The sequence below is a fragment of the Mycoplasmopsis agalactiae PG2 genome, assembly GCF_000063605.1.
Classification (GTDB): Bacteria; Bacillota_I; Bacilli_A; order Mycoplasmatales; family Metamycoplasmataceae; genus Mycoplasmopsis; species Mycoplasmopsis agalactiae.
On record NC_009497.1, the window covers coordinates 476,328 to 490,226 of the forward strand.

Consider the following 13,899-nt stretch of genomic DNA (forward strand, 5'->3'; position numbering starts at 1 on the left):
CATAAATATAGGTAGTAGTAATAAACATAGGCTAGGTCAGATAATAAAAACGAATGTGTAAATTAAAATATGTTGAATTTTGCTTTTCTTAATTGCTTTTTTATCACTCATTTATAAAATAACTTTCGACTTTACTTCGGAAATATTCTTTTTGTACTTTCTTAAAGCTTGGAATTTTTGACTTCTGCTTAAGCGATCAAATTCATAATTTAAACTTCTTATCATTCTCTTAAGTTTAGAAATTTCATCATACTTATTAGGATAAAAACTTAGGCCTATAGGTAATTCTGCTTCATTAAAGTCTTCTTTTAGATCCTTTTCTTCATAGCTAACTTTTTTATCTTCGTCTCTTTCATTAGCATTCATTTTTAAACAGTGTTTAACAATAATGTTGCCTATTTGCTTTTCGAATTCATCTTTTTCGTTAGCGACAAATTCATCTTTTAGTCCAGCACTGTATTTATTGCTAAATTTTGCTTTATTAATACTTTTAAACTCTTGCTTATATTTAGTAATTGCTAGCCCTAGTTTTTGATTATTTTCTACTATTGCTTCATAAATATCATTAATAGCTTCTTTAACTTCTAAGTTATCTTTAGCAGCGGCATAAGATTTACTTTTAGAATTTTTATAAAAGTTGGAAATAACTAATGATGCATTAAGTATTTTTAACTCATTCTCATTTAAAGCTTCATAACTCTTAGTTTCTTGCCTATTATTTAAAGCAATAGCGTTTAAAAATAGTGCTTTAATTTCTTTTCTATTGTTTCAAATGCTATTTTTAAGGCTAAATAAATTTTGATATTCAGCTTGAGTCTTAATTGAATTTTCAAATAAATATTTAAAGCGTTCTACCGACTTAGAGCTAAACTTGCCGGATTGTCTAAAGTTATTGTTATGATTAGTTTCTTTTTCAAAAAAGCCTAAATGAATATGCGGATATTTACTGTTAGCGTGCAATGCCCAGTAGCCTTCTATTTTGTTAGGATCTAACTTATTAGCTTTAAGCAAAGATTTCATATGCTTATTAAGTATTTCGTTTCATTCATTTTTATCTACCATTTGATTGTCAATACCCAATTGGCCAGGATTAAGAGTCATTTCTTAGATAAATTGATTATTGTTTTTTAATTTTTTAAACTCTTTTTTAGCTTCATCAGGATCAATATCAATAAGATCTTTTTCAAAAAGCTTGTGTAAGCCACTTTTGCCTTCTAGTCTTTTCGATCCTTCTTTAAGGCTATATCTATCAATGCTTTCAGATAATTGATTCATTAGTAATTTAGAATTCATAAACAAATTAACATTTAGCTTTTTGCTATTCATTTCGGCTAATAAAGTAGTTCTATTATCATTATCATTTTGAATATATACAGCACTTGGCCTGCTTATGTAGTCTATATATCTTCCACTAGTGTAATATTCATAGTCATGAATTTTATGAGTATTTTTATTAGGCTTCTTTTTCATCTTAGGCTTAGCAAATTCAAAATATAAATACAATTTTTAGTCCTTGTTTGCTAAATAATGCATATGTGTATATTTAGTTTCTAGCTTAATATCAGAAATTAAAGCTTTTAAAGTATTTTTAGCTTTTGATTCAATACTTTCTAGTATCTTATTTTTCATATTTACCTTTTATTTTGTTTCTATTTATTACCTTTTATATACCTTCTAGTTATTACCTTTATTAGTTGTCTTTTATATACCTTCTATTACCTTCAAGTAGATAATTCAATTTATTAAAAATCTCTTATTATCTAGTTTTAAAGATCTAAATGCTCGCATAATTCTTTTTGAATTGATAAGGAACTAATACTCATTTTTGAATAGAATTATGCTTTTTAGAAAACGAATTATTTTTTGTGCATTTTTATTATGTTCAGCATATCCTATGTTTGCAAAAGCTTTAATTATGTAATTTGCATAAAACGCTCAAAGTTAATGTTTTTAAATTTGGAAATTGAAACAAATTTGACACTAGTCCTGATTGTTTTATGAATAATAGTAATTTCAAGACACCTTTCCTACCTTAAATTCTTTAAGTGTTTGTATTCAATTTTTAGCTTACTTTTAAAAGTAGTTAAATTGATGCTAAATTTATTTTTATATTTTTGGCTTTCACAGTTCGCTTATAAAAAATAGTTATTTATTGCATTGTCTATACATTTATCATATGTCTAGAAACTGCTTTTTGTAATATGCCCTTAAAGTAAATTAATTACTTAAAAGATCAAATAAAAAGCCCCTTGATTGAATAGGGGGCTAGTTATACTTCGATTTTACAGTTTATTTTCATTAATTTTTAGTTCTCAAAATAATATAATTTTATTATTAATAAAATTCTTTTAATATTGGGATACATTTATGAACAATTATTTTTATAATCCATGCCAAGCAGATACAAACAATTCTGTACCTTATCAATCTAATGATAATTATGATAAAAAACCTGAAAAAATCCTTGATGCACGCAAGGATGCCCTTAGCGTGGCTCTTATATACTGAAGCATTATATGCGCCTTTTCCTTAGCTATGGCTGCAGGAATCCAGACTATATTTGAAATAAAAAAACTTCAACAAGCAAATATTAATAAGCCGTCATTAAGAATTTTATTTTACTTTTTGGCATATCTTTGGGCAGCAATATCAACATTTCTTTCATACCAAATACTAAGAAAAAAGCATAGATATAATAGAGACTTTATTATTTTTACACGTGCAATTACAGCACCGCTGTTAATTTCTTTTGCGCTCTCAATTCCTTTGAACTTAATTTTCTACTTAATTGTTAAAAAGCATTGTAAGTATGGCGCACGATAATATTATAAATGGAGGATTTGAATGGCTTCTTGATCACAATTCGCAATCTTAACAATTATTTCAGTTATTATAATGTTTTGAGCAAAATTTATTAGTTCTAAACTTATTTATGGTCTATTCGGATTGGTTGACTATATAGTTCTAATGACTGTTATTTTTTATTACTTACACGAACCTATATCAATTAGAATAACAAAGAATGTAAGGATTGCACATAGTTTAAGTATATTATGAGCGTTAATAGGTGCTGTTATATATGGTGTTATTTCGCTATTATTTGGAAGAATGTACAAACCTATATTTATCACATGAAATGTTATAGTTTCACTTGCGGCTGTTGTGTTTATTTTTTGATTTTTTAAGGTAATAACTATATCTTTTTACTATAAATTGGAAATTGATTTAACTCCTAAAGAGTTTATAAATTATTATATTAAATATACTTTTCATGATAAGCCAATGTTAAAACACAAAACATGGAATATCGTTGTTGTGGTTCTTAGTATCATAATTCCTGCTCCATTACAATTTTATGGTGTTTTCAAATTTAGACAGATTCACCTAATCAAAATTCTTAAAAAAACCGGTGAAGCTATAAATAATTATGGCAAAGATGAACAACAAAGAAATCAAACTTATTATTCTGCAAGTTAATATACTATAGGAACAAAAGATTCCAATCTCTTTTGTTTTTTTGAAAGCATTGTTCAATTATTATTGTCTAAAAATAACAAAATTTAGCGATTCTTTTTATTTATATACAACAATGTTAGATAGAATAAATGAGTTCAAAGGTAGAGTGCAAATTATTTATGGCACACTTAAATCTTATATTTCAGATGATGTAACTTTTTCTCAATGATCAAGAAAAGGCAAGGTTAAAAGTAGCAAAGATTTTACCTTACTTCACACTTGTGACTTATATACTAAAGAGCCAATTTATCACAGACCACGCCGAGGAAATATGCTGAATTCGACTATTTTTGAGGACTTTTTGGAAAATGTGCCTAGCACTGGGGAAATATTAGTGGCCGATAAAGGTTTTAGAACTAAAGCAATTACAGGGCTTTTAGAACAGAATAAAAATGTTAAGTATCTTTTGCCATTAAAGAGAAATACAACATTAATTAGAGCAGAAAAACTTGATGAAAACTTAGCTCCTGTAAAAATTAAAGATAAGCAATTACTAGGGTCTGAAAAGTAAATAGATGAAAATTTTTTATCTATTTAAAGACTTAGAAATAGCTGGCAAAGAAAGTGTTGAAAACTATCAAAAGCATCTAAAAGAAATGCATTTAACATTGATGAATTCAATAAAAATAATAAATTTTTTGGAATCATTGTTTTCGAATCCAATGTTGACCTTTCATTAAAGGATCTATACACACCATATGATCAAAGATAAGAAATTGAAGAATTGTTCAACTTTTATAAAAATATTTTGGAACTATTAAAATCAATAATTCATTCAGAAATGAAAGTTTACACAACAGAGTTTCTAAACTACTTGTCACTAATAATTGCGACAAAAGTTAAGAACAATTTAATAAAACTAAATCTTCATCAAAACTACTCATTCAGACAGATTATAGAATATTTGAGAAGTTACAAAGTTGAAGTAATAAATGATACAAAATGAAAAAAGCGCAAGGTGTTGAAATATGTTTAAGACCCTGCGGAATTGTTAGAAATATAGCATTACACTAAAACTTTTTTATTAAAAAAGAAATAATTGCATGTTTCTGAGCCTACATTTTTTATAGAAATTTACGTATACCACTATTTTGTAGGTGATTTGGCACTATGATATAATGAAAAATAAAAAACCTAAACCTCAGATTCGTTTGTGTGTGAAATTAAAATTTCTTTAATAGTCACATCCTGTGGCAATTCATAAATATATAAAATAGTTTGAGCTATTGTTTCAGGCTTTAAACCATTATCAATACTTCTTTGGAATTGCAAGTATTCATCTTTAATTTTTTGATTTTTAACTGTGCTTAATAAGTTTGTATTTACAATAGCAGGTTCTATTAATGAAAACCTAATGTTAGTATGTGCTAGTTCTCTTCTAGCTTGCTGAGTTATAGCATTAACTGCAAATTTTGAGCCATTATAAACTGAGTGATCGTCATAAGTGAATCTGCCTGCCGTGCTACTTATATTAATTACTGTTCCACTGTTTTCTTTAATCATTGATGGAAGCACGGCATCCATACCATTAATTACACCTTTTATATTGGTGTCTATAATGTCATATTTATCTTGCAATGATTGCTCGTAATACTTATCTAGTGGCATAATGCCGGCATTATTAAGCATTAAATCAACTGTACCAAATTCATTTTGCGCCTCGATAATAGCTTGATTAAGACTATTAAAATCTCTTACATCAACATTTTTAATTAAACAGTTTTTGAAATCTATTGTTTCTAAAACATCAATATTTTTATCAATTAAAAGCATAGGATAGTCTTTAGAAGCAAATAATTTTGCTGTAGCTAGTCCGATGCCAGAATTAGCACCGGTTATTTACAATTAGTTTTTTCATATAGTCCTTAAATATTGTTTACTCACAACTTTATTTTATTAAAAAAATTTAGCACAAAGCAAAATACTTGTCTTGTTAGACATAATGAAATTTGCTAAAAATCCTATAAAACAGCCTTTTAATGCTAAAAAACTGAAGAAGTAAATAAAAATGTGCTTATAGCACATTCTTAATTATTTACTATTAGGGTTTAATTTAACTGTTTGCAACTTATCAGCTTTAAGCTTGTCAATTAATCCATCAAAAATAAATGGTGGCTTGTTATCTTTTGTATTAACATAATCATCACTTAGACTCTGGAAAAGTATTACTCCATTAGTTCTTCTACGAATAACTCTTTGAAAGTCTGTACCAGGAAGCGGTAATAATGTTTTTTGCCCAATAGGAATATCTTCAACAGAAGTATTTAAAATACCAATTACGTTAAATGATGAATCAATCACCATTGAGCCTGATGCACCTTCTTCTAAGTTAAGCTCTCCGAAAGGGATATTTGTATATAGCGTTGAAAACTGATCAACAATTGTTAATGGCATACCGTGTTCTTTGTCTATAAATGCTTTTTCATATTTTTTATAACGATCATTTAATGAGTTATATTCTTTATTTAATTTAGCATCATATTTTAGTCAAACATCTCTAAATATATGCTCATCAATAATTCTTCTTTGTGTTGAAATTAATCCGCCTGTTGATTTTATACCTCTGAATTGAGCAGGTGAATCTTTAACAAAAGGATTTCAAAATCTAGAATAACCAGCATAGAATTGAGTTTTAAGTGGACTAAACTTATCCTTATTAAAGTTTATATATCAGTCTTTTTCAACTTCTGTATCAATAACTTCATTAAGTTTAGGTAATACGTCTTTTAGTTTATCTTTTTTGATTTTAAATTTAAGAGTTAAAAAGTCGCCACCAGAGTTTTTAGTAACAAAATTTGTGTAGTTACTTGGTACATTATCAAGATCTGCCTTTTCACCTTTTATATATGCTTCTGTTTTATATCTAGGTATATAATAAGGTGCATCTAGGTATTGTTTATATGCATCGAAAGCCTGAACATATTTATTGTTGTCATTCATATATTTAAACTTACTTAATTCAAAGATTCCGAAGTCATCACCAATAATTGATTCTTGTACTCTGTTAGCTCTAAAATATTCACTTTTGTTTCTATTGTCGCTAGTATCAGTTGCATTTTTTCCATCATAAAATCCAGGTGGAAACTCTTTTCATCTGCCATCAAATGAAGTGTCCTTTAAATCTTTCATATGCAAGGACTTATCAAATGTATTACGCAAGCTAAAAACGTGAATATTAGTAGCAATCAATAATTCATAATAGTCTGTGTTAGTAGTTTTAACACGATCAATAACTCAAGCGGTTCCTGAATGACGAGCAAAATTTAGCCTTTTGCTTCATTGCCTTGTGCTTTCGACAAACTCATCAACTCATACTTTTTGATTAACATTTAGCTCAAAACTGCGGTCACTAATGTATTGGAAAAAATCAGCATTCTTTTTAAGTGAAGTATTTATTTTCCCATCATTTTTTATTTGGAAATAATGTTTATTATTGTTGCTGTCAAAAATTAAAATGTCAAATTGACCTTTAACATCATCAAAAGTTGCTTTAACATTTTTGGTACCATTAATATTAAATAGATTTCCTAAAGACTTAAAATTAGCATAGTAGAAAAGCTGACTTAAATTTGATGGTAAAAATCCAAATGGATTGGTTTTTATTATTTCATTAATATCAATTGATTCAGCAGTTAAGCCATTAACATCGCTTTCACTAAATTTTTCTAAATATTTTTGTTCTAAATTGTGTCATAGTGGAACTCTTGGATTATAAAACTTAGTCCTTTGCTCTTTAGAGTTACCAATATTTCCATATTCGCCTAGTGGTTTTACGTGCTCAAAGTATTTACTATCATTATCTCTTGTACTATAATCATATTTATTTTCAGCTACATAATCAGTTGCACTGTCTAATAAATACTTTTCAAAATTTGATTTTGCTTCATTATATGTTTTAGTTTTCTGGTGAATTTCACGTGGGGTAATCATCTTTAATTGATTAAGATCTAAAAAATGCTTGTCTGCCTGTTTTATAGGAATTTTGGCTTCATTATCGCTATTTTCATCAATTTTTTTATTATCATCTAATTTAGGCTGTGCAGGGGTTTTATTATTTGTGCCTGAAGGATCTGTTTGATCAGTAATTATCTTAAAATCAGGCTTTTTTACAACATTTGTACATGATAAAGTAAAAGATAGTGGCAATGCAGATGCAATTGTCCTTAATAGCAGTTTTAATTTCTTCTCTGGCTTAACATATGACATATTTAGATCTCCAAGATCATTATTGTTTGAATTTAGCAAGTTTGGTTTTGTGAATATAGCAATATAATTGCTATATTGACTTCACTACCATTATAGCCATTAATTTTTTAAAATAAACTTTTTTTATTAACGCTGAATACTTTTTCATATACATTAATATGAAAAAGATTAATTATAATTGTTTTATCCTAAAATTTCTGTCCTGGCTAATATTATCAATTTATTTTTTAATTGCCAAGATAAATAAGTAAAAAATAGTCCGACACTGGTCAAACTATTTTATGATTTTATTGTAAATATGGTGATTTATCTTCTTCAGACTTAACAATGTATAAAAATAATGCTTTATTTTTAGAGGCTTCAAAACGAATGTTTTTGATCTTTAGATCTCTTTTTAAATCTTTTAAATCACTTTTAATAATAGGATTCTGAATAACCATTAAAAGGCCACCAAATGTTAATTTTGGATATAGTTTGTTAAAAATCTCGGCATTGCTAGTATTATCATTAGCACTAATAATTAAATTATACTTTTTGTCTTCAGAGACTATAAAACAAGGTTTTTCGGTTATTTTGTCCTTATATTTAAGCACTGCTTCATTTCAAGTTTTGGAACTAATTGCCCTAGGATCAATTTCTATGTTTGCTAAGGTCATAGTTTTAAGAGTAAGATATAAATTTTCTAAATTAAGCCCATCAATTAAGACATTTTGCGCATAATTTAAATAAACAGACTTAACTATATGAAGCATATCGAGTTCATCAATATTTGTGCTAAATGCTTTATTAATAAATTCATCTTTAGCATCCAACTCAGAGCCTTTAATTTTCATTATTGCATTTTTAGCATTTTCTTCTTGAGCTTTATTAAATTGTTTTTTAATTTTAAATACTCTTACAAAAACAATAATTGATGTTATTATGCCTATCAAAGACGCTATTATTGCTGAAGCGATTAAACCCCAGCCTAAAGAAGTTGGAGATCCATTTTGGACTAACTTTTCCTTAAAGCTCATATTTTTGACCCCCATATTGTAAGAAATCATTTAATATGATAACAGCGCTGACAGTATCTTTTTTGCTTTTTGTCTTTTTATTTGATAACTTAGCATCTTTTAAAATTCTCTGCGCCTTAATTGTTGAACCATATTCATCTACTAAGTAAATATTAATACCTGGAAATTCATTTGCTAAAAGAATAGCAAAATTATCAACCATCATAGTTCTTTCGCTTTTTGACCCGTTACTTCTAAGAGGATAGCCTAAAACAAAAGCATCAATTGAGTTTTGATACATTTTTATTATTTCTTTGACTTTGACTATTACAGCATTAAAATCATTTTCAACAAATCTTATTGTTTCTAAGGCATTAGCACTTATTTCTAATATGTCGCTAATAGCAAAGCCACATGTTTTAGTTCCTAGATCAAATGAAAGTTTACGCATCGGGTAAATAGTCCTTAATTAAACTTTCAATATCTTCAGAATAATTCATCTTGCCCATAGCTAATATTGGCGCACCACCGCCGCGGCCATTAAGTTCTGAAGCTAGTTTTTTAAACATTTTATTAGCATCAATTGCTCTAGTTGCAATAGCTAATAATAATTCATTTTCATTCTTTGATCCTATTATTGCTACTGTTTTGCCTAATTGGAACTTATCTCTTATTGATGCAGCAATTAATTTAACTGCTGAAGCATCAACATCTAAATTAATATAAACATCATAATCTTTGATTTTGTCGAATTTGACTGTTTCATAGTCAAATTCAAGATTTGAGCTTTCTTTTAATAATTGTTTATAAACTTCTCTTAGCTCATCAATTCTTTTATTAATTGATGCATTTAATGTTTCAATATCTGGTTCATTTTCGTTAATTGCAGGAGCTACATAGTCACTCTTAAGTTCTTTAATTTTCTTAATAATTGTTGCTAATTCTTCATTAAGTTTTTTATTAACTTTACTTAAGTATTCATTAACTAATTTGCTTGAGCTTATAGCTCTAATTCTAAATACACCTGCTTGCTTTTTCTCAACATTAGTAATCTTAAAGCTTTCCAATTTAGAAGTGTTGCTTAAGTGAGTTCCACCACATAGGTCACTAGTGATATCACCAAAACGAACAACTCTAATTGCTCTAGGATCCATATATTCGCCTTCTTCCAAGGTCATAATTGCGCCCATTTCTCTGGCTTTATCAACTGTAGTTGTGATATATTCACGATCAATAGATTTTGTAATGTAACTTCTTACTAAATCTTCAACAGCTTTAATTTGTTCGTCACTAGGTTTTTCATCTGCTGGAAAGTCGAATGTTAGTCTTTCTTCATTATTATCTGAACCTAATTGCTCAATGTGAGAACCTAAGACATTTCTTAAAGCACAGAATAATAAGTGTGTTCCTGAGTGGTTTCTTTCTAAGCCAATTCTTATATTAGGATCAACAAATGAAGAAACTGGTTCATGATTATTCATTTTACCTTCTACAAAATGAATGTGATTACCAAATTTATCTTTGAAAACATCTATTATTTTGATCTTGTTTTCACCTTGAATTATAAAACCTTTGTCATGTCTTTGACCACCACTAGTTGCATAAAATGGAGTAGTTTCTAAAAGTACATATCCGCCTGTTTCAAAGCCTTCTACTTCATTTTCTTCATCAAAAAGTTTAAGTACTTTAGAATTAGCACTTAGCTCAGAATAACCAACAAAGTTGTCCATTTTTTTATCAATTAATGCTAAAGAATTAATAACTTTATCCATTCCAGTAGCCTTGCCACCTTTTGAAGCTAAAGCATGCTTTTCTTTAGCTAATTCAAAAGCATCCATATCAACACTTATGCCTTTTTGATGCAAAATTTCAGCTGTTAATTCAATAGGAAAGCCGTATGTTTCTAATAAATTAAAGGCAACTGCACCATCAAAAACTTTATTTTCATTATCTAAAAATGACTCTAGTAGTATCTTGCCTTTTTCAATTGTTTTACTAAACAATAACTCTTCTTCTTTAATGGCATCAATAACATCTTTTTCGTTATATTCATAAGGCAATGAATCTTTTACTACTTTAACTAATTTATGTAAAAATAAGTCTTTTATGCCCAATTGCATACCTTTGTAGTATGACCTTCTTAAAAGTCTTCTAATTATATAGCCGCGTCCAACATTAGAAACTTTTGCGCCATCAGCTATTGCATTAACTACTGTTCTAATATGGTCGGCAATAATCTTAAAATTAGTGTTAATTTCACCTTGATGTTCGTCCTTAGCAAAATAGTTTTCAATTACATATTTGTATGGTGAGTATTTTTCTATTTCTCTAATAATGTTAATAAATAAATCAGAATCGTAGTTAGTAGGTACATCTTGCATAATACTTGCTAATCTTTCTAAGCCAGCACCAGTATCGATGTTTTTTTGCTTTAATTCAGTGTAATTACCTTCGCCATCATTATTGAATTGTGAAAAGACTATATTTCAGATCTCAATATATCTGTCGTTTTCTATATCGTTTTTTAATAAATCAAGCCCACGACGGTCATATTTTTCGCCACGGTCATAAAAAATTTCAGTACATGGTCCACATGGGCCAGATCCTAAATCTCAAAAGTTAGTGTCTCTTGTGCCACTAATTAAATGTGATTCATCAACACCATTTTCTAGTCAATAATTTTTAGCTTCTAAGTCTTCTTCATAGTATGTAAAGTATAATTTTTCAAAGTCCATTTCTAAGACATTTACTAAAAATTCTTTCGCATATGCAATGGCTTCTTTTTTAAAATAGTTGCCAATTGAAAAATTGCCAAGCATTTCAAAAAAGGTGTGGTGTCTGCTGGTTACACCTACATTTTCTATATCATTAGTTCTTATTGCTTTTTGACTATTAGTAAGTCTAAATGCAGGTGGTACTTTTTTACCCGAAAAGTAATTTTTCAAAGTTGCAACACCTGAATTAATTCATAATAGTGATGAATCATTAACAGGAATTAATGACTTGCTTTCAATAACTAAGTGATTTTTTGATTCAAAAAAATCTAATCACTTCTGTCTTATCTCAGTCGATGTTAATTTTTTCATAAATACCACCTTATAAATAAGTTTTTTCGCTGCCTTTATAATAAATTTTCTCAATAACTGCTCCACCAAGACATTTTTGGCCTTCATAAAGCACTACTTGTTGGCCCGGTGTAACAGCTTGTGATTCTGACGGATAATACACTTTTATAGTGTTATTAGGCAATAATTCAATTGTTACTGGAATATCTTGTTGCCTGTATCTAAATTTAGCACTTAAATTATTATGATCAAAGTCATCATGATTAAGAGTAAGCCCTGTTGCTAATAGCGCATCAGAAGTTAAATAACTTAAATCACTGCTAGGGGCGACATATAAAATATTTTTCTTTACATCGTGTCCACAAACATAATATGGCTCAGCTTGTCCGCCTAAATTAAGTCCTTTTCTTTGGCCAATTGTGTAATAGAAACATCCTTCATGTTTACCAAGTTTTTTATTAGTTCTTATGTCAACAATATCTCCGGGTTGCATTGGAATATAATTTTGCAAAAACTTTGTAAATTTACGCTCACCTATAAAACATATACCGGTTGAATCTTTTTTGCTAGCAGTTATCAAGTCTTGCTCTTGTGCTATTTTTCTTACTTCCTCTTTTGAGCTAAATTCAGCTAAAGGCATAAGCACTCTTTTTAATTGTTCATGACTTAATTGCGCTAAAAAATATGTTTGATCTTTATTCTGGTCTTTGGCCCGATAAAGCCTGCCATCAGTAACTTTAGCATAATGACCCATAGCAATATAGTCGGCTCCAAGATTATTAAATGCATAGTCACTAAAAGCCTTAAACTTAATATATTTGTTACACAAAATATCTGGATTTGGAGTTCTTCCAGCTTCATATTCAGAAATAAATGTTTTAAAAACATCATTTCAGTATTCATTCACAAAATCAACTCTGTGAAGCTTAATTCCTAATTTATTCGCAACTTCTAAAGCATCTTGATAGTCTTGCTCTTGTGGACATATATCTTGTGAAATATTTTCATTACCTAGAAAATCATTATTAAGCATTGAGTCTCAGTTACGCATAAAAAGGCCTTCAACCTCATAGCCTTGTTTAAGCAATAAATATGCACAAACAGACGAATCAACTCCGCCTGACATTCCTAAAATTACTTTTTTCTTATTAGACATAATTATTTTTAAATTTTACCATTTATTTGGCTTCTAATTTTCCGATTCCAAGCTCATTTTTAAATATTTTTATTGCTTTACACTTTAGTTTGTTTACTATTGCAAATTATTAGCAAAATATGCTTATGCTATAATAAAAATGAATGTTTTTAAAATTCATAGGAGGTATTATGCCAACACCACATTTAAGTTGTAATAAAGGAGAAATTGCTAAAATAGTTTTAATGCCAGGTGATCCCTTAAGAGCTGAATATATGGCTAAAAAGTTTTTAACTAATCCTAAATTAGTTTCTTCTGTAAGAAATATTTATTTTTACACTGGTGAATATAAGGGCAAATTAGTTACTATAGGAGCTAGCGGTATGGGTGTAGCTAGCATGGGAATCTATGCCTATGAATTGTTTACTGAATATGATGTAGATGTTATTATAAGACTAGGTTCAACTGGCTCATATGTTGACTGATTAGACACTAAACAGCCAGTTTTAGTAAAAAGAGCATATGCTGATGGCTTAGGTTTTGTGTCACTAATGACAGGTGAAAAAACTCATAATGCTTATCCTGATAAAGATATAGTTAAATTATTAAAAAAGTCTGCTAAAAAGAAAAAAATAAATGTGCTTGATGTTGCTTGTCATACAACTGATGTGTTTTATAGTCTAAGACCTTTAGAAGAGACAATAAGGAAAACTAAATGTCAAACAGTTGATAATGAATGCTTTGGTCTCTTTACAACTGCTAAAAGATGTAATAAAAAATCTGCTGCATTACTAAGTGTTTCTGAAAATATAGTAACTGGAAAATCAATGACTAGCGATGAAAGACTGCTAGAATTTTCACAGATGTTTGAGGTCGCTCTTAATGCTTTAGATGATATTTATAAGCATATTGAGAAATAATAATCCTTTTCATGATTTAAAGTTCAGGTTTGTACCTGAATTTTTATTTTTCAGCCTACTTA

The 13,899-nt window shown here is 28.6% G+C and carries 12 protein-coding genes and 1 pseudogene; 4 read left to right on the plus strand and 9 right to left on the minus strand.

All coding sequences use genetic code 4. The features are described 5' to 3' along the window. Positions 1-111 precede the first annotated feature (111 nt). From MAG_RS02090 to MAG_RS04530, 3 genes are read right to left on the minus strand one after another with little or no spacing between them, the layout of a single operon-like run. The gene (locus MAG_RS02090) at positions 112-1,101 is read right to left on the minus strand and encodes a hypothetical protein (RefSeq protein WP_011949577.1); all 990 of its coding nucleotides are present in this window, start codon (positions 1,099-1,101) and stop codon (positions 112-114) included. Positions 1,102-1,104: 3 nt separating this feature from the next. Then, on the minus strand, positions 1,105-1,470 hold the full coding sequence (locus MAG_RS04365; protein ID WP_011949578.1) for a hypothetical protein: 366 nt from the start codon (positions 1,468-1,470) through the stop codon (positions 1,105-1,107). Between the two features lie 36 nt (positions 1,471-1,506). Continuing rightward, complete coding sequence (locus MAG_RS04530) at positions 1,507-1,629, minus strand: hypothetical protein (RefSeq protein WP_257056542.1); 123 nt, start codon at positions 1,627-1,629, stop codon at positions 1,507-1,509. Positions 1,630-2,367: 738 nt separating this feature from the next. Between MAG_RS04530 and MAG_RS02095 the strand changes: the two genes are divergently transcribed. The 3 genes and pseudogenes from MAG_RS02095 to MAG_RS04695 all read left to right on the plus strand — a co-directional run. Then, positions 2,368-2,823 (plus strand): Frag1/DRAM/Sfk1 family protein, encoded by a 456-nt coding sequence (locus tag MAG_RS02095; protein ID WP_011949580.1) that lies wholly within the window; start codon positions 2,368-2,370, stop codon positions 2,821-2,823. Positions 2,824-2,844: 21 nt separating this feature from the next. Further along, positions 2,845-3,477 (plus strand): hypothetical protein, encoded by a 633-nt coding sequence (locus tag MAG_RS02100; RefSeq protein WP_011949581.1) that lies wholly within the window; start codon positions 2,845-2,847, stop codon positions 3,475-3,477. 100 nt (positions 3,478-3,577) lie between these two features. Continuing rightward, positions 3,578-4,492 (plus strand): annotated as a pseudogene (locus tag MAG_RS04695) (transposase); the annotation flags it as partial. Positions 4,493-4,650: 158 nt separating this feature from the next. Here MAG_RS04695 and MAG_RS02110 read toward each other — a convergent pair. The 6 genes from MAG_RS02110 to mnmA form a co-directional block, all read right to left on the minus strand. Continuing rightward, positions 4,651-5,355 (minus strand): SDR family oxidoreductase, encoded by a 705-nt coding sequence (locus MAG_RS02110; RefSeq protein ID WP_081475842.1) that lies wholly within the window; start codon positions 5,353-5,355, stop codon positions 4,651-4,653. 192 nt (positions 5,356-5,547) lie between these two features. Then, the gene (locus MAG_RS02115; protein ID WP_011949585.1) at positions 5,548-7,722 is read right to left on the minus strand and encodes an MAG2960 family serine endopeptidase lipoprotein; all 2,175 of its coding nucleotides are present in this window, start codon (positions 7,720-7,722) and stop codon (positions 5,548-5,550) included. A 287-nt stretch (positions 7,723-8,009) separates the two neighbouring features. After that, entirely contained in the window at positions 8,010-8,753 is a 744-nt protein-coding gene (locus MAG_RS02120) for a BC85_0335 family putative methyltransferase (protein ID WP_232955068.1), read from the minus strand. Then, the gene (ruvX, locus tag MAG_RS02125; RefSeq protein WP_011949587.1) at positions 8,728-9,168 is read right to left on the minus strand and encodes a Holliday junction resolvase RuvX; all 441 of its coding nucleotides are present in this window, start codon (positions 9,166-9,168) and stop codon (positions 8,728-8,730) included. The genes MAG_RS02120 and ruvX overlap by 26 nt, the downstream gene beginning before the upstream one ends. After that, complete coding sequence (gene alaS, locus MAG_RS02130) at positions 9,161-11,803, minus strand: alanine--tRNA ligase (protein WP_011949588.1); 2,643 nt, start codon at positions 11,801-11,803, stop codon at positions 9,161-9,163. The genes ruvX and alaS overlap by 8 nt, the downstream gene beginning before the upstream one ends. A 10-nt stretch (positions 11,804-11,813) precedes the next feature. Beyond that, positions 11,814-12,938: a tRNA 2-thiouridine(34) synthase MnmA gene (mnmA, locus tag MAG_RS02135; protein WP_011949589.1), complete on the minus strand. Its 1,125-nt coding sequence runs from the start codon at positions 12,936-12,938 to the stop codon at positions 11,814-11,816. Positions 12,939-13,108: 170 nt separating this feature from the next. Between mnmA and MAG_RS02140 the strand changes: the two genes are divergently transcribed. Next, on the plus strand, positions 13,109-13,837 hold the full coding sequence (locus tag MAG_RS02140; RefSeq protein ID WP_011949590.1) for a phosphorylase family protein: 729 nt from the start codon (positions 13,109-13,111) through the stop codon (positions 13,835-13,837). Positions 13,838-13,899 lie beyond the last annotated feature (62 nt).